Here is a 15,627-nt window from a genome sequence, read left to right as displayed (position 1 = left end):
GCTTCGCCTTACCCGGCCTGCTCTCTGCTCAAATCTTCACCCAACTGCAATACAATCGACATCTGCGCCTTCTACTGTCTTCGCAAGACGGCAGGAGGAGTGACCATGTTTAGCCTCGATAGCGTTCTCGACGATCTTTGGCCTCAGGCGAGGCCCGCCCCCTGGCAAAAAAGTCTGTTAAAAAGACTGTTCTACGAAGACGAGTTTCAGCAGTTTGCCGCCGCCCACCGCCATCTGAAAGGACTGGATATGGTGGAGCAGGTTCTGGAACACCTGGATATTCTCTGCACCGTTTCCGCCCGCGATCTCGAACAAATCCCCGAACATGGCCCGCTGGTCATCATTGCCAACCACCCGACGGGTACGCTGGACGGTCTGGCGTTGCTGTACGCCGTCTCCCGCGTGCGGCGCGACGTTAAAGTCGTGACCAACCGGATGCTGACCCACCTTGAGCCCCTCAGCTCGCTGTTTATTCCGGTGGACAATATGGGTGGCAGGACGGCGAAGTCGTCGCTGGTGCAGATGGAACAGCACCTGCAAAACGCGGGCGTACTGATCTTCTTCCCGGCAGGCGAAGTTTCCCGCCCCACGCGCAAAGGCATTCGCGATAAGAAATGGCACTCTGGCTTTATCAAACTCGCCGGCAAGCTGCGCGTCCCGCTGCTGCCGGTGCATATTCAGGCGCACAACAGCCTGCTCTTTTACGCCAGCACGCTGGTCTCTCCGACGCTGTCGATGCTGCTGCTGATGCAGCAGATGTTCCGCCGCCGTCACAGCCAGCTGCCGATTAAAATCGGCCAGCAGATTGCGTGGCATCACTGGCACAGCGCCACCCTTTCGTCGCGTGAGATGGCCGAGCAGTGCCGTCAGCACGTGATGCGTCTTGGCAAGGGAGTGCCCGGCGTCTTTAAAACCCAGTGCGCGATTGCCCGTCCGGAAGACCGGGCCACTTTGAAGCGCGCGCTGGCGCAGGCCGAATCTCTGGGCAAAACCAGCGACGGGAAAACCATCTATCTTTGGCAGCGCAACGGTCAGGAAGACGCCCCGCTGCTGCGCGAGCTGGGCCGCCTGCGCGAGATTGCCTTTCGCGCAGTGGAGGAAGGGAGCGGCAAACGCCGGGACACCGACAGCTACGACGATGATTATCTGCATCTGATCCTGTGGGATGAGGACGATCTGGAGATCGTCGGGGCGTATCGCTTTATGCCGACGGCCATGCAGATCGAAAAGCGCGGCGTTGAGGGGTTGTACAGCTATAGCCTGTTCCACTACGACGACAAAATGCAGGACGTGCTGGAACACGGCATTGAGCTGGGGCGCAGCTTTATTCAGCCGCGCTACTGGGGACGCCGCGGCCTGGACTATTTATGGTCCGGCATTGGGGCGTATCTGGCGCGTTATCCGCACTACCGCTACCTGTTTGGCCCGGTCTCGATTTCCGGTGGCTTACCGCCTGCCGCGCGGGATCTGCTGGTGGCATTTTACCGCCTGTGGTTCCCGGCGACGCATCCGCTCGCCGCCTCGCGCAAGCCCTATCCCGCATCCCTGCCGGACGTGCTGGCGCAGTTTGGCGGCGTGGATTACGTGGACGATCTGACGAAGCTGAAATCCCTGCTCGGCAATCTTGGCTGCGGCATTCCGCCGCTTTACAAGCAATATTCCGAGCTGTGCGAGCCCGGCGGCGTGCAGTTTATTGATTTTGGCAGCGACCCGGCGTTCAACAACTGCGTTGACGGGCTGGTGCTGGTGGATTTGTGTTACCTGAAGGCGAACCGCTATCAGCGGTATATTGAGGCGCACCTTTAAATGTGCGGTATTTTGTAGGCCGGGTAAGGCGTAGCCGCCACCCGGCAATTGTGCACCGTTTTCGCCGGGTGGCGCTGCGCTTACCCGGCCTACAGGTACTACAGGATCAGGGGCGGTAAAACGGCTTATCGCCCAAAATTGTCGCCCGCTGCATAATCCGGCGCTGCGGCAGATAGTCCGCATTGGCATAATGCTGCGTCACGCGGTTATCCCAGATCGCCAGATCGTTCTCCTGCCAGCGCCAACGCACCTGGAACTCCGGCTTGGTGATATGCGCGAACAGGAAACTGAGCAGCGCCTCACTCTCTTTTTCCGTCACGTCCACGATGCGCGTGGTGAACCCTTCGTTGACGAACAGCGCCTGCTTGCCCGTCACCGGATGGGTCCGCACCACCGGGTGCAGCAGCGGAGGATGTTTCGCCACCGCCTCCTGCCAGCGCTGATGCTCCTCTTCCGTTTTACGGTACTTGTACTCCTGGAACGATTTTTTGAAATCGTGCTCCGCCCGCAGCCCGCTCAGCAGCGTCCGGAACGGCTCGGAGAGCGCCTCATACGCCGCAATGCCGCTGGCCCACAGGGTATCGCCCCCCGTCTCCGGCAGCAGCTTCGCCGCCAGAATCGCCCCGGCGGGCGGCGTCTCGATAAAGGTCACATCGGTGTGCCAGTTATCGTTATCCGGCGGGTTATCGTTGTGGGTGTCGAGGACGATAATCTCCTCCACCCCTTCCGCATGCGGATAGACCGGGTGGATATGCAGATCGCCAAACCGCAGGGCCAGCGCGCGCTGCTGCTGCGGGGTGATCGCCTGCTCCCGCAGGAAAACCACCTGATGGCGCAGCACCGCGTGGTACAGCTGCTCAAACTGGTTATCGCTCAGCGGACGGGTCACATCCAGGCCCGATACCTGTGCGCCAATGTACGGCCCCAGCGGGGTAATGGTCAGACGTTCACTCATTGTATTTCTCCATGCCAGGGCGTCAGACGGCGCTGTAACGCGCGCAGCCCCAGTTCTAATCCGAAGGCGATCGCGGCGATCACCGCGATCCCTGCCAGCACCACGTCAGTCGCCAGGAACTCTCCCGCCGACTGCACCATAAACCCAAGGCCGCGCGTGGCCGCAATCAGCTCCGCCGCCACCAGCGTGGACCAGCCCACGCCGAGGCCGATGCGCAGCCCGGTTAAAATCTCCGGCAGTGCGCCCGGTAAAATCACGAACAGCAGCACCTGCGTACGGCTGGCCCCCAGCGACTGCGCCGCGCGGATCCGCACCTGCTGGGCGCTCTTCACGCCCGCCAGCGCCGACATGGCCACCGGGGCGAAAATCGCCAGATAGATCAGCAGGATTTTTGAGGTTTCACCGATGCCGAACCAGATCACCATCAGCGGCAGATAGGCCAGCGGCGGGACCGGGCGGTAAAGCTCAATCAGCGGGTCGAGGATGCCGCGCACCGTCGGGCTCAGCCCCATCGCAATCCCCACGGGAATGCCGATAATCACCGCCGCCAGCAGCGCCACCAGAATGCGCGCCAGGCTGGCACCTAAGTGCTGCCAGAGCGTGGCATCCATAAAGCCCTGCGGCCCGGCGATGGTAATGAGTTTGGCCAGCACCTGTCCCGGCGGCGGCAGAAACAGCGGGCTGACCCACTGCAGGGCAGCAACCGCCCACCATAACGCCAGCAGCACCAGAAGCGTACCGACGCTCAGCGTAATTTGACGTGAGAAAGGCCAGCGCAGCGCCAGACGCGTGCGGCGCGTTTTTTCACTGAAGACGATGCTCATGAGAAGGCCTCCCGCTGTTCAAACACGCGGCTTAAGACGTACTCACGCTGTTCGATAAACAGCGGATCGGATTTGATGCTGCGCACGGGTTCCCCCGCGACGTAGCGGCGGGCGAATTCCAACGGCAAGTGCTCCAGCACGCGGCCCGGCCCCGGGGACAGCAGCACCAGCTCGGTGGCCATAAACACCGCCTCTTCGATATCGTGGGTAATCAGCAGCACCTGCTTGCCCGTCTCATGCCAGAGGCGCAGCAGCAGGGTTTGCATCTGCTCGCGGGTGAAGGCATCCAGCGCCCCGAACGGCTCGTCCAGCAGCAACAGCTGCGGATTCGCGGCCAGCGCGCGGGCAATCCCGACGCGCTGCCGTTGGCCGCCGGAAAGCTGCCAGATATAGCGTTTTTCCGCGCCTTCCAGCCCCACTTTTTTCAGCATCGCCCGCGCCGTTTCCAGCCGCTGTTCGCGATGGATGCCCGCAAGCTGCAGCCCAAACGCCACGTTTTCCTGCACGTTGCGCCAGGGAAGCAGGCCTTCATTCTGGAAGACCACGCCGCGCTCGGCGCCGGGGCCCTCCACCTTTTTGCCTTCCAGTTGAATGGTGCCATGCTGATAAGGGACAAACCCGGCGATGAGATTCAGCAGCGTGGTTTTTCCGCACCCGGACGGGCCCAGCACCACCAGCAGCTCACCGCTGTCCAGCGTCAGGTTGATGTCCTGTAAGGCGGGTTTACCACCGTAATCGGCAGACAGATTTGTAATATTCAGCATGGTGAACTCCTTATTTCACAAAACGATCGGTCACGTACTGGCTGTAATCCGCCGCTACTGCGGGCACTTTGCCCTGCTCCTTCAGGAAGGTGGCGGTATCCACAATCGCTTTGTTAACCGGCCCGGTCAGCTGCTGCACCTGCTGCGCGGGGGTCAGATAGGTATTGCCCTTCACCAGCCCCGGCACGTCCGCTTCCGGCACGCCGCTCAGGCGGGAGAGTTTTTCCAGGTTGGCGGGCTGCTTCAGCCATTCATCCGGGTTACTGATGTACGGCTGCTGGGCGTCAATCGCGCTTTTCGCGAAGGCTTTGACTACCTCAGGATGTTTCTCGGCGAAGTCTTTACGCACGACCCACACGTCGAGGGTTGGCGCACCCCACTGGCCCACTTTTTCGGAGTCGGTCAGCACGGTGCCGTCTTTTTCCAGCTCGTTCACTGCCGGAGCCCACACATAGGCCCCGTCAATGTCGCCACGCTGCCAGGCCGCGATAATCGCCGGCGGCTGGAGGTTGATGATTTGAACCTGACCCGGCTTGATGCCCCAGTGTTTCAGCGCCGCCAGCAGGCTGTAGTGGGTGGTGGAGATAAACGGCACGGCGATGCGTTTGCCGATCAGGTCTTCCGGTTTGGTGATGTTTTTCTTCACCACCAGCGCTTCAGAGTTACCGAGCTGCGAGGCGAGCAGGAACACCTCAATCGGCACCTGCTGGCTGGCCGCAACCGCTAGCGGGCTGGAACCGATATTGCCGATCTGCACGTCGCCGGAGGCTAACGCACGCACCACGGACGCGCCGCTGTCGAACTTGCGCCAGTCGACCTTCGCGCCGCTCTCTTTGGCAAAGGTGTTATCCGCCTGCGCGACTTTCGCCGGTTCCGCAGAAGTTTGATACGCGACGGTGACGTCCACCGCCTGCGCCTGAAATGCCCACAGCGCCAGTGCGCCGAGTAGTGTGATTCGCGATGAAATTGCCATAGTGCCTGCTCCCCTTGTTGTTATGAGGGCAGTATTTCCAACGCGGGAATTTTGATAAAGGAATAAAAATGAATCGCTCATAACGATTCGTTTTTAGATAAAAAATGGGAAAGGATAGTTGGTTTTGTGCGGTTGTTTTATGCCGGGTGGCGCTGCGCTTACCCGGCCTACACATTGTGCGATCCGTAGGCCGGGTAAGGCGCAGCCGCCACCCGGCAAAAAAACTCAGCGCTTCGCGTTAAGCTCAGCAATATCCTTCGGCGTGGTGCGACAGCAGCCACCAATCAGCTTCGCTCCGGCTTCCAGCCACTGGGGCAGATACCCCGCCAGCGTCTCGCACGCTTCGCCGTGGTGGTGCCAGGTTTTGGTCACCGCATCATAATGCTCGCCTGAGTTCGGGTAGACCACCAGCGGCAGCGACGTCAGGCTCTGCAGGTGCTTCAGCGCCGCCATGGTATTTTCCAGCGCGATGCAGTTAATGCCCAGCGCGACGATATGCGGAGAGTCGGCCAGCACGCTGACCACGTCACGCAGCGGCGTGCCGTCGCTCAGGTGCTCGCTGTCCCGCAGGGTAAAGGAGAACCACGCCCGGGCGCGGGGATACCCGGCCAGAAGGGCCGCCAGCGCCTTAATCTCGGCAAAAGACGGCAGCGTTTCGCAGGCCAGCAGGTCAGCGCCCGCGTCCAGCAGCGCTTCCACGCGCGGGCGGTGGAAGGCAGTAAACGCCTCAGCGCTGCGCACGTAGTCACCGCGATACTCTGAGCCATCCGCCAGATAGGCACCATACGGACCAACGGATCCCGCCACCAGCAGCGTGCCCGCATGCGGATTTTCAGCCAGATACGCTTCACGCGCCTTACGCGCCAGCTCCACGCTTTTGCCAATCAGCGCCCGGGACTGCGCCTCGTCCAGGCCGCGCGCCGCAAAGCCCGCAGGCGTGGCCTGATAGCTGGCGGTGATCGCCACCTGCGCACCTGCGCGGTAATAATCAAGATGCACTTCGCGGATAAGCTCTGGGTTTTCCATCAGCACTTTGGCAGACCAGAGGCTGTCTGCCAGGTTGCAGCCGCGCGCTTCCAGCTCCGTCGCCATCGCGCCATCCAGCATCACAAACGGCTGCTTTTCAAGGAGGGCGGTAAGCGGATTATTCTGCGACATGTTCGGGCTCCTGCGATGTCATATTTCGGGTCAGATAGTAGGCACCATAGCACAGGGCGACAAACGGAATCCCGCAATAAAGGGCAATGCGCTGGCTTGGGTCAAACCACAGGCCGACACAAGCCACCACGCAGAGGATAAAACCGAGCACCGGTACCAGCGGATACCACGGCGCGCGGTACTGCAGCGCAGAGAGCGGCTGCCCGGACTGCAGATGGCGACGACGGAAAACGAAGTGCGACGCGCAGATGCTGATCCAGACGGCCACCACCGCAAAGCCAGAAATCGCCGAGAGCGCGACAAACACCGTGTCAGGCGCCACGACGCTTGAGAACAGCGCCAGCACGCCGCCGAGCATAGAAACCGACAGCGCCGTCAGCGGCACGCCGTTTTTATTTACGCGGGCAAAGCAGCGCGGGAGCGTTTTCTCATTAGAGAGCGACCACAGCATGCGCCCGGAGGCGTACAGCCCGGAGTTCGCCGCCGAAAGGATCGCCGTCAGGATCACAAAGTTAAAAATATCCGCCGCGTAAGGAATACCGACCTTTTCAAACACCAGCACGAACGGGCTCTTTTCCACGCCCGCCTGCTGCATCGGGATCAGCGCCGCCAGCACAAACACGGTGCCGATAAAGAAGATGATCAGGCGCGCAATGGTGGTGCGGATCGCCACCGGGATGACCTTGTGCGGGTTTTCCGTTTCCCCTGCGGCGATACCGATGAGTTCGGTCCCGGAGAAGGCAAAGTTCACCGCCACCATGGTCATCAGGATCGGCAGGCCGCCGTGCGGGAACCAGCCCTCGGCGGTGATGTTGCTTAAGCCCGGCGCGGGTGAACCGTCCTGCATCGGGATAAAGCCAAAGACCGCCGCGCCGCCAAGAATAATAAAGGCGATGATGGTGATGACCTTCACCAGGGAGAACCAGAACTCACCCTCCGCAAAGAAGCGCGTGGAAATGACGTTCAGGCCAAAAATCACCACGCAGAAGATCACGCACCACGCCCAGACGGGCACCTGCGGGAACCAGTACTGCATGCAGAAGCCCGCGGCGGTAAAGCTCGAACCGAGCGCCACCGTCCAGGTGAGCCAGTAGAGCCACGCCACGGTGTAGCCCGTCGCCGGGCCAAGATAACGCGCGGCATAGACGTGGAACGCGCCGGTTTCCGGCATCGCCACGGAGAGTTCGCCCAGACACTGCATCACCAGCCAGACCACCAGCGCACCTATCAGGTAGGCCAGCAGCGTGCCCGCCGCCCCGGTCGTGGAAATGATGTAGCCGGTATTGAAGAATAACCCTGTCCCAATCACGCCACCCAGCGAGAGCATGATCAGGTGGCGTGTTTTCATGGTGCGCTTAAGCTGCCCATTTTCTTGTTGTGTTTGCATATTACCTTCTATACGTATGGACATCTAAACATCCAAAGAAGGTGTGTTATACCGCGATTGTTAATAAAAAGCTAGATGACCAGACGCAAACGGGCGCGCCGCGCGCTGAGTCTGGGGTGGGTTGTGAGGATCACATACAGGATAGGACGCCAGGCCATAAGCACCTCCGCAAGCAGATACTTACAGCATGGTGCGGGAAAAGTCGATCTTCGGTCAGTCGAAAGTGGTATCCGTAAAGCGCGAAGTCATACCGTAACACTCCCCGTAGGACGGGTAAGGCGCAGCCGCCACCCGGCGCAAGGTTGGTAATTCTCACAATCAGTTCTATAGTCGTCACAGTTTCTTAGTAACCAGGACTGACTGATGCGCTTTAACGGACTGACTAAAGGTTTCTTTATTTTCATTCTCGCCCTTGTGACCTGGGCTTTCTTCGACGTGCTGTCGCCCTACTTCTCCGCGATACTGTGGGCCGCCATTCTGACCGTTATCTTCAATCCGGTAAAAAACAAGCTGCGCGCCGCGCTGGGGGATCGCAACGGGCTGGCCTCGCTGTTGACCATCGGTATTATCTGCCTGATCGTCTTTATTCCGCTGATGGTGATCCTCTCCTCGCTCGCCATTGAGCTGAACGTGGTTTACACCAAACTGCAGGAGAACAACACCCAGTTCCCGGAAGTGGTGGCGAGCATCTTCAACCACCTGCCTGACTGGGCCAGCGGCTTCCTCGCGGATCACAACCTGACCAACGCGGCGCAGATCCAGAAAAAACTCTCCGACGTCGCGCTGCAGGGCGGACAGTATCTGGCGGGTAGCGCGTTCCTGATCGGCAAAGGCACCTTTGGCTTTGCGATTAGCTTCGGCATCATGCTGTATCTGCTGTTCTTCCTGCTGAAAGACGGCCCGTATCTGGTACGCCAGATCCTCGACTCCCTGCCCCTGTCCGATTTTGCCAAGCAGCATCTGTTCGCCAAATTCGTCGGCGTGTCGCGCGCCACGGTAAAAGGGACGGCGGCGGTGGCCGTGGTTCAGGGCATCCTCGGCGGGATTGCCTTTGCCATTGCCGGTATCGACGGCAGCGTGCTCTGGGGCGCATTGATGGCCTTCCTCTCGCTGGTGCCCGCCATCGGCTCGGCGATTGTCTGGGTGCCCGCCGCTATCTTCCTGTTCGCCACGCACCAGATCTGGCAGGGGCTGTTTATTGTCGGTTTCTTCGTGATCGTCGTCGGGCTGGTGGACAACATCCTGCGCCCGCTGCTGGTGGGGAAAGACACCAAAATGCCGGACTACCTGATTCTGATCTCCACCCTCGGCGGCATGGAGCTGTACGGCATTAACGGCTTTGTGATCGGGCCGCTCATCGCCGCGCTGTTTATCGCCTGCTGGAACCTCTTCTCCGGTCGCGATCACGAAGGCAACGCCGAAGAGCTGGACGCGGATTTCATCGAAGAAGGAAAAAATCCTCCAGATTTGTAAGGACGTGACGATAAAGACCACACCAGGCGGCGCCGTGCCGCCTTTTTTTTCGCCTTAAATCAGACGTTTTCTATAATTTGAAGAACGCCATCCTACTCATGTCGTAAAAGGATCATCTGGTGCGAATCGCGACGATAACAAACTGGGCCTATGGGGCCACGGTCTGCCTGACCATCGCCTCCGGCATCATCATGCTGATGGCGTCCAGTGCGGATACCCTCGAGCGTCAGGCCGTTGAACAACGGCAGAAATTTGATCAGCTGACGGAAGATATCGAAACCGATATCTGGGCGCAGTCTGATTTAGCGCGGCTGTACGCCATTAAAAAAGATCCTCAGGTGCTCAAGGAATATAACCAGGCAGAAAACAGCCTGAAGCGCATCGAGCTTCGGCTGGAAAAGCTGCAGGATAACGGCGCATCGGATGAAGAACTGGCCCTGCTGCATGAAGGAATAAAGATCGTCGATGAGCTGCAGGACGAGCAGCAAACCGCCCTCGAAAGCCTGGAACGCGGTGAAGACGCCCAGGCCGTAGCCTTGCTCTATGGTCAGCCCTATGAGCAGGAGCTTGAGCGCGCGCAGAATCAGCTCGATCACTTCCGCCAGATACTCGACAAGCGCGTCATCGCCGCCGTTCAGGAGGCGACTAAAAAATCGAAAGCGCTGCGTACCGCCTCTGAGCTGACGGTCGGCCTGACCGCCCTGCTGTTCCTGTTTGTGCTCGGCTTTATATTAAAACGCCGCGTGCTACGCCCCGTGGTGCGCCTGAGCGACGTGGTGCACCGCCTGGCATCCCAGGATTACGCGGTTGAAACGCCCAATTTCAACCAGATCGATGAGATAGGCGATATGGCTCAGGCCATCAGCATCTTCCGTGAAAACGGCCTGGCGCGTCAGCGTCTGGAAAAAGAGCGCGATGCCGACTGGGCCATCCGCGAGCTGCTGGCGCGCATGACCCAGCGGCTGCAGGGGTGTGAGAACTTTAACGATGTGATTAACGTGGCGGAGCTGTTTGCCCCCAATATCGCGCCGGGGATCGCGGGCCGCCTCTACGTCCTTGACCGCGAGCCGTGGCAGATGCGCTGCGTCGCGCAATGGCTTTCGCCGGTGGGTGAAGAGACGACGTTCCACCCGGACGAGTGCTGGGCCGTGCGTCGCGGGCAGAGTCACCCGCCGGTGAACGGCGAGCCGGATATTGCCTGCTACCATCTTCCGGCATCCCAGGCGGAAAGCGCGCTTTGCGTGCCGCTTATCGCTCAGGGTGAGGCCATTGGCCTGCTCTCCTTCCAGAATATCACGGCGGACAATGCCCCTTCCCGCGCGTATCTGGAGCTGATGGCCGAGGCGCTCGGGCTGGCGCTGGCCAACCAGCGTCTGCGCGACGCGTTGCTGGAAAAAGCGTTGTTTGACCCGCTCACCGGCCTGCGTAACCGTCATCATCTGGAAGATACGCTGCAAACCCAAACGGCACAGGCGATACGCACCGGCGTGCCGTTAAGCTGCATGATGATTGATATCGACCACTTCAAGAGCATTAATGACCGTTTCGGCCATGAAGCGGGCGATCTGGTGATCAAAAGCGTGGCGTCAATTGTTCAGCGGGCCGCACATGACAACGGGCTGGCATTCCGCTACGGGGGCGAGGAGTTTCTGGTGCTGCTTTCCGGTGCCGATGAAGCAGAAGCGTACGCCTGCGCGCAGAAGATTTACACCGGCGTGCATGAGCTGTCGCTTCGCTACGGGTTGACCGAGATTGGGCCGGTGGACGTGTCGATTGGCATTGCCAGCTACCCACAACATGCCCAGACCGACAACCTGCTGCGCGCCGCGGATGTGGCGCTATACCGGGCAAAAGAGCTGGGACGCGCGCGGATTGTGAGTTTTGGGATGCTGGAGGCGGGTTAGCTATTATTTTCACGCCACTGCTTTACCATCTCATCTGTTACTTCATTTTTATAACAAATGGGAGCATAGCCTCCCGGCTTACTCCATGCGCTGCGTATCCCGCAAGCGCTTCCGTTTCTGGCCCGGTTAAAAGGACAAGCGCATACTCCGGGATAAGATGCTATCGACTCTGCAATAACGTTCTCTTTAACCTGTTCACTGGAAACTGAACTGTTTTTTGCCATGGCGATGTCCGCTACAAAAAAGCAGCACACAGCACAAAGCACCATCAGGAACGGTCTTTTTTTCATTTTTGATTCGTTTTAAGGAGGGGTGTACACGATAGGCGGCGAATGAAAGAGACATCATGATTTAAGTCAATAAATCTGTTCCGGCAGGGACAACGAACCTTACGCGTTCTCGCAAAAGGTGGACGCATTATGCACGTTCTCGCTCAGTTGGGTACAAGGCAGCTATTGCAGTTCCCCTGGGTATTTTAGCCTGGCGCGTTTTACTTCGCGCTTCACCGAAGTAACGCACGTTTGCACAACGTAGACTGGGTCTCCTTTAATCAGAGGATGATAAAATGAAAACCCAGCAGGTCGATTTTGCTTCTTTATATTTTGGTACACCGGTTGCCATTATCTCCAGCCAAAATCCTGACGGTTCAACCAACCTGAGCCCGGTCTCCTCGTGGTGGATCCTCGACCGGAATATCGTGTTCGGGCTTGGCACCTCCGGAAAATGTTATGAAAATATCACGGGTAACCCCGATATTGTTCTGAACATCCCGGACAGCAGGCTCTGGCCGAATATTGAAGCTATCGCAAATAAAACGGGAAAAGCATCGCCACCGGAATGGAAGAAAAAAATGGGATATGTTTTTGAACAGGACAAGTTTAGCTGCGGAAATTTCCATAAGGAAAAGGCGGTGACGATTAACTCGTTGAGAATTAAAGAGTGTCCTGTACAAATAGAGGCTCAGGTTTGCGGGATATCGCCCCTGACCGGTTCGCAGGGGAACCTGGTGTCCGTTGATGCCACGATAACCTGCGTCCACATATCTGAGGCATTATTAATTCATACTCAGAGAGGAGTAAAATTTAATGTGGAGAAATGGAACCCCCTCTATTATCTATTTCGCCACTATTTCTCGCTGGGTCACCGCCTCGGTCACAACTTCCGCCACGATGAGTAACCCGGTCTATTGCAGCGGAAAGGTTTAAACTTTTCGTGATATTCTTTCTTTACGCCCCTTAGTTCCTATACTCGAGCCATATTCGCCACTGTATTAACACCTGCCACGCGCAATACGTTGCGCATGACAGGTGAAGATATTTTGTTCTGGAAAAACGTCTATGTCGAAACTGGATTTGAGGTCCAAAAAAACCTGGGGCGCGCTGGCAGCGATCGCCGTTGTCGCCGGTACGCTGGCATCTGCTTTTGCATGGACGGCGGGCTGGCTTGGTTCACGCACGGTCAGCCAGGCACTGGTAGGGGAAACACCGAAACCCTTCCCGGCGGGTTTTCGCCGCGCGCATGGAAAAGGCATCTGCTTTGCCGGCACCTTTACGCCAAACGGCTCGGCGGATTCCCTTTCAACCTCCCGCCTCTTCTCACAGCAGGAAGTGCCCGTGGTGGGCCGATTCTCTATTGGTACCGGCGATCCGCATGCCCCGGATAGTACGACCAAAACCCTGAGCATGGCGCTACTGCTAAAGACAGATGACAAGCAACAATGGCGGATGGCGATGAACAACGAGCCTTTCTTCGCCACGCACAGCCCGGAAGGTTTTCTGGCCTTACGAAAAGCCACGGCCGTTGATGCGGCCACCGGGAAACCGGATCCGCAGCGTCTCAAAGACTTTTTAAAAGCGTACCCGGAGGCGGAGAAATACCTTAAATGGGCGGCACAAAAACCCGCTCCCGGCAGCTTCGCGGGCGCGACGTTTTACAGCATTAACGCCTTTTACCTTGTGAACGCGCAGGGGGAACGTCAAGCCGTTCGCTGGATGATGCGTCCGCACGAGTCTTTCCTGTCGATAAGCGATGAGCAACGGCAGAAAGCCGATGACAACTTCCTGTTCGAAAACCTGCGCCAGCGCCTGGCGCAGAAGCCACTCTACTGGGATTACGTTTTGCAGCTCGCACAGCCGGGCGATCCGGTGGATGACCCTTCCCAGCCATGGCCGGACGATCGCAAAAAGAGGGTGGCCGGTACGCTGGAAGTGACGCGCGTCGAAGCACAATCCACAGGCGCGTGCCGCGACGTTAACTTTGACCCTTCTGTCGTTCCTGCAGGCGTTGCGGTGTCTGACGATCCCATCTTAAACGCCCGTTCCGCTGCCTACTCCCACTCTTTCAGCCGTCGTGAGCGGGAAATCGGCTACGGCAAAGCCACCGAAGCCGTGCAAAAGCAGGAGGTAAAATGAGTTCAAATAAAGATAGGCGAGAGCACGCGCCGCAGCATTTCAATACCCTGGCGCGAAGCCTGCACTGGCTGATGGCGGTGATGATCCTGGCCATGCTGTTCATCGGTGCCGGGATGATGACGTCGTTACATCACCGGATTTGGTTAATCGATCTGCACCGGCCGCTGGGTATCGCCATTTTACTGCTGGCACTGGTGCGTCTGGTCAACCGACTTCTGAGCCGGACGCCCCCACTTCCTGCCGATTTGCCCGTCTGGCAGGCGCTTGCCGCAAAGGCATCACACTGGATGCTGTATGGGTTAATGCTGGCAATGCCGCTGCTGGGCTGGGCGCAGCTGTCGGCAGCGGGCCTGCCGATTGTGATGGTTGATGGCGTCAACCTGCCGGCGATTGTCTCGACCAGTCCAGCACTGTATGCCTGGTGTCACGACGCCCACAGCCTTCTGGCAAAATTGCTTTTTGCCGTGGTGCTGGTCCATCTTTCTGCCGCACTGGTTCACGCGTGGATCTACCGGGACGCAGTGTTTGCCAGCATAGCGAAAGGGGCAAGTCGGCGTAAGCCATCCGGGAGGACCTGAAGTAAGGCAAGCGGTAGGGGACACGCACAGTCGAAATGTTCGTGTCCTCGCTTGTCATCATCCTGAAACAACGGACACAACCGGAGCACGTATTTGGTCTCCAGATTCACGCGTCAATACGCCACGAACACCCCACAATTGTCTTAGAAGATAATATCCCTCAATTAAAGCGATTATTTTTTAATCAATAGAGCATTTATGCCCGCAATTTTAGCTTTTATCAAAAAGTTAAGTGTCGCTTGAGTATCAAACACCCTGTCACCCACACCATCTAACTCATTGATTTAATTGATATCACATCAATAAAAACGATAAAACCCCTGACTTCCCAACAAAATATATCAACTCGTGTGATATCTAAATTATAATTCTTATACTTCTGTTAAAAGGTGGAGGTCAAAATGCGATTAACCCTACTGCTGTTATGCTGTCTGGTACAGAGTGTAACCTGGGCTGGCGACCTGCCAAAACCAGTTGGTAAACCCATTTTAACGATTTCCGGTAATATAGAAAATACCAATGAAAATGGAAAAGCAGTGTTTGATCTCGCCAGCCTTGAAAAACTGGGTGTCGTGAGTTTCGAGACAACCTCCCCCTGGTATAACGGTCGTACGAAGTTTGAGGGTGTCCCCATGAGCAAGCTCATGGATTATGTGGGTGCAAAAGGTACGAACGTGAATGTTATTGCGCTCAATGATTACTCAACCATCATCCCTCTCAGCGACTTTAAAAAATACAACGCCATCCTTGCCTTAAAGGTCAATGGCGAATATATGCGCATCCGCGATAAAGGCCCATCGTTCATTGTATACCCCTATGACAGTCTTCCTGAGTTGAATAATCAGATTTATTACTCACGATCAGCATGGCAGGTAAGCAAAATGAAGATTGAGTAGTCGTTCAGGAGAACATAATGAACAGGATACTGGTTGGTATCATTTTTTCTCTTTTTATCACGACAGGATATATTGCATACCTTGTTTATGATCGTCAGCAAGAATTGCAAAAACTGACTCAATACACTGAGTCCTGGTCCGTGGCACAACTGGTATCAGAGTATTACCGTTTTGAATCATGGCTTGGTCTATACGCAACCGATACCGATGACGTTACGATAGACCAGGTCCGCATGCGTCTCGAAATTATGCTCAGTCAGGGCGATTTAATGAAGGGGGGCGATTTAGGTCGCTACATTGACAGCGATAAAACGCATCAGGAACTCGCTTTACGCTTAGAAAACATACTGGCCTATCTGGATAGCCATCTTGAAAATATGAGCTGATGTAGCCCCCTGAAACACCAGACAGTAGCTGTATCTCCAGATAAGAGATAGGCTTGAATATATGTCTAACACTAACACCAATTTTGAGATGACCGGGATCCTGTTAGGGCAA

General features: G+C 57.2%; 14 protein-coding genes and 1 pseudogene. 8 read left to right on the top strand and 7 right to left on the bottom strand.

Going from position 1 to position 15,627, the window contains the following annotated elements; translation table 11 throughout:
* Nucleotides 1-105 precede the first annotated feature (105 nt).
* Complete coding sequence (locus FHC52_RS04215) at nt 106-1,806, top strand: lysophospholipid acyltransferase family protein (RefSeq protein WP_150146412.1); 1,701 nt, start codon at nt 106-108, stop codon at nt 1,804-1,806.
* Between the two features lie 106 nt (nt 1,807-1,912).
* Here the strand turns inward: FHC52_RS04215 and tauD are convergent, their stop codons facing one another.
* From tauD to mmuP, 6 genes are all read right to left on the bottom strand, one after another.
* Nucleotides 1,913-2,761, bottom strand: coding sequence for a taurine dioxygenase (tauD, locus tag FHC52_RS04210; RefSeq protein WP_008503402.1), 849 nt, complete (start codon nt 2,759-2,761; stop codon nt 1,913-1,915).
* Entirely contained in the window at nt 2,758-3,585 is an 828-nt protein-coding gene (gene tauC / locus FHC52_RS04205; protein WP_039265807.1) for a taurine ABC transporter permease TauC, read from the bottom strand. Before tauC ends, tauD begins: the two co-directional genes overlap by 4 nt.
* On the bottom strand, nt 3,582-4,349 hold the full coding sequence (gene tauB, locus FHC52_RS04200) for a taurine ABC transporter ATP-binding subunit (RefSeq protein WP_220419927.1): 768 nt from the start codon (nt 4,347-4,349) through the stop codon (nt 3,582-3,584). Before tauB ends, tauC begins: the two co-directional genes overlap by 4 nt.
* Before the next feature lie 10 nt (nt 4,350-4,359).
* Nucleotides 4,360-5,322, bottom strand: coding sequence for a taurine ABC transporter substrate-binding protein (tauA, locus tag FHC52_RS04195; RefSeq protein ID WP_023293188.1), 963 nt, complete (start codon nt 5,320-5,322; stop codon nt 4,360-4,362).
* Between the two features lie 225 nt (nt 5,323-5,547).
* A complete protein-coding gene (gene mmuM / locus FHC52_RS04190) occupies nt 5,548-6,480 on the bottom strand; it encodes a homocysteine S-methyltransferase (RefSeq protein ID WP_220419926.1) in 933 nt (310 codons plus the stop codon).
* The gene (mmuP, locus tag FHC52_RS04185; RefSeq protein ID WP_063436356.1) at nt 6,467-7,867 is read right to left on the bottom strand and encodes an S-methylmethionine permease; all 1,401 of its coding nucleotides are present in this window, start codon (nt 7,865-7,867) and stop codon (nt 6,467-6,469) included. Before mmuP ends, mmuM begins: the two co-directional genes overlap by 14 nt.
* A 363-nt stretch (nt 7,868-8,230) precedes the next feature.
* On the opposite strand from mmuP, the gene FHC52_RS04180 reads away from it, so the two are divergent.
* Both FHC52_RS04180 and FHC52_RS04175 read left to right on the top strand, forming a co-directional pair.
* Nucleotides 8,231-9,340 carry an AI-2E family transporter gene (locus tag FHC52_RS04180; RefSeq protein WP_008503245.1) on the top strand — a complete coding sequence of 370 codons (1,110 nt, stop codon included), beginning with the start codon at nt 8,231-8,233 and terminating at the stop codon, nt 9,338-9,340.
* A gap of 119 nt (nt 9,341-9,459) precedes the next feature.
* Nucleotides 9,460-11,244, top strand: coding sequence for a diguanylate cyclase (locus FHC52_RS04175; protein ID WP_023293190.1), 1,785 nt, complete (start codon nt 9,460-9,462; stop codon nt 11,242-11,244).
* On the opposite strand, the gene FHC52_RS04170 is transcribed toward FHC52_RS04175, so the two are convergent.
* The gene (locus tag FHC52_RS04170; RefSeq protein WP_126288694.1) at nt 11,241-11,534 is read right to left on the bottom strand and encodes a hypothetical protein; all 294 of its coding nucleotides are present in this window, start codon (nt 11,532-11,534) and stop codon (nt 11,241-11,243) included. The two genes, FHC52_RS04175 and FHC52_RS04170, sit on opposite strands and share 4 nt — an antisense overlap.
* A gap of 275 nt (nt 11,535-11,809) precedes the next feature.
* On the opposite strand from FHC52_RS04170, the gene FHC52_RS04160 reads away from it, so the two are divergent.
* The 5 genes and pseudogenes from FHC52_RS04160 to FHC52_RS04140 form a co-directional block, all read left to right on the top strand.
* Nucleotides 11,810-12,421: a flavin reductase family protein gene (locus tag FHC52_RS04160; protein ID WP_047721512.1), complete on the top strand. Its 612-nt coding sequence runs from the start codon at nt 11,810-11,812 to the stop codon at nt 12,419-12,421.
* A gap of 160 nt (nt 12,422-12,581) precedes the next feature.
* Nucleotides 12,582-13,655: a catalase family peroxidase gene (locus FHC52_RS04155; RefSeq protein WP_126288692.1), complete on the top strand. Its 1,074-nt coding sequence runs from the start codon at nt 12,582-12,584 to the stop codon at nt 13,653-13,655.
* Nucleotides 13,652-14,233, top strand: coding sequence for a cytochrome b (locus tag FHC52_RS04150; protein WP_063615645.1), 582 nt, complete (start codon nt 13,652-13,654; stop codon nt 14,231-14,233). Before FHC52_RS04155 ends, FHC52_RS04150 begins: the two co-directional genes overlap by 4 nt.
* A gap of 401 nt (nt 14,234-14,634) precedes the next feature.
* Nucleotides 14,635-15,129 (top strand): molybdopterin-dependent oxidoreductase, encoded by a 495-nt coding sequence (locus FHC52_RS04145; protein WP_008503255.1) that lies wholly within the window; start codon nt 14,635-14,637, stop codon nt 15,127-15,129.
* 17 nt (nt 15,130-15,146) lie between these two features.
* Nucleotides 15,147-15,512: pseudogene (locus tag FHC52_RS04140) on the top strand (GGDEF-domain containing protein); the annotation flags it as partial.
* Nucleotides 15,513-15,627: the final 115 nt, after the last annotated feature.

This window comes from Enterobacter sp. EC_64, from assembly GCF_019584165.1.
Lineage (GTDB): Bacteria > Pseudomonadota > Gammaproteobacteria > Enterobacterales > Enterobacteriaceae > Enterobacter > Enterobacter roggenkampii.
Note: the sequence above shows the minus strand (reverse complement) of the source record. Positions and strands in the feature narration are given on the sequence as shown.

What these genes read in the sequence shown, in the direction of transcription:
- FHC52_RS04215 (WP_150146412.1), top strand. Translation starts at nt 106, where the DNA reads ATGTTTAGCCTCGATAGCGTTCTCGACGATCTTTGGCCTCAGGCGAGG.
- tauD (WP_008503402.1), bottom strand. Translation starts at nt 2,761, where the DNA reads ATGAGTGAACGTCTGACCATTACCCCGCTGGGGCCGTACATTGGCGCA.
- tauC (WP_039265807.1), bottom strand. Translation starts at nt 3,585, where the DNA reads ATGAGCATCGTCTTCAGTGAAAAAACGCGCCGCACGCGTCTGGCGCTG.
- tauB (WP_220419927.1), bottom strand. Translation starts at nt 4,349, where the DNA reads ATGCTGAATATTACAAATCTGTCTGCCGATTACGGTGGTAAACCCGCC.
- tauA (WP_023293188.1), bottom strand. Translation starts at nt 5,322, where the DNA reads ATGGCAATTTCATCGCGAATCACACTACTCGGCGCACTGGCGCTGTGG.
- mmuM (WP_220419926.1), bottom strand. Translation starts at nt 6,480, where the DNA reads ATGTCGCAGAATAATCCGCTTACCGCCCTCCTTGAAAAGCAGCCGTTT.
- mmuP (WP_063436356.1), bottom strand. Translation starts at nt 7,867, where the DNA reads ATGCAAACACAACAAGAAAATGGGCAGCTTAAGCGCACCATGAAAACA.
- FHC52_RS04180 (WP_008503245.1), top strand. Translation starts at nt 8,231, where the DNA reads ATGCGCTTTAACGGACTGACTAAAGGTTTCTTTATTTTCATTCTCGCC.
- FHC52_RS04170 (WP_126288694.1), bottom strand. Translation starts at nt 11,534, where the DNA reads ATGAAAAAAAGACCGTTCCTGATGGTGCTTTGTGCTGTGTGCTGCTTT.
- FHC52_RS04160 (WP_047721512.1), top strand. Translation starts at nt 11,810, where the DNA reads ATGAAAACCCAGCAGGTCGATTTTGCTTCTTTATATTTTGGTACACCG.
- FHC52_RS04155 (WP_126288692.1), top strand. Translation starts at nt 12,582, where the DNA reads ATGTCGAAACTGGATTTGAGGTCCAAAAAAACCTGGGGCGCGCTGGCA.
- FHC52_RS04150 (WP_063615645.1), top strand. Translation starts at nt 13,652, where the DNA reads ATGAGTTCAAATAAAGATAGGCGAGAGCACGCGCCGCAGCATTTCAAT.
- FHC52_RS04145 (WP_008503255.1), top strand. Translation starts at nt 14,635, where the DNA reads ATGCGATTAACCCTACTGCTGTTATGCTGTCTGGTACAGAGTGTAACC.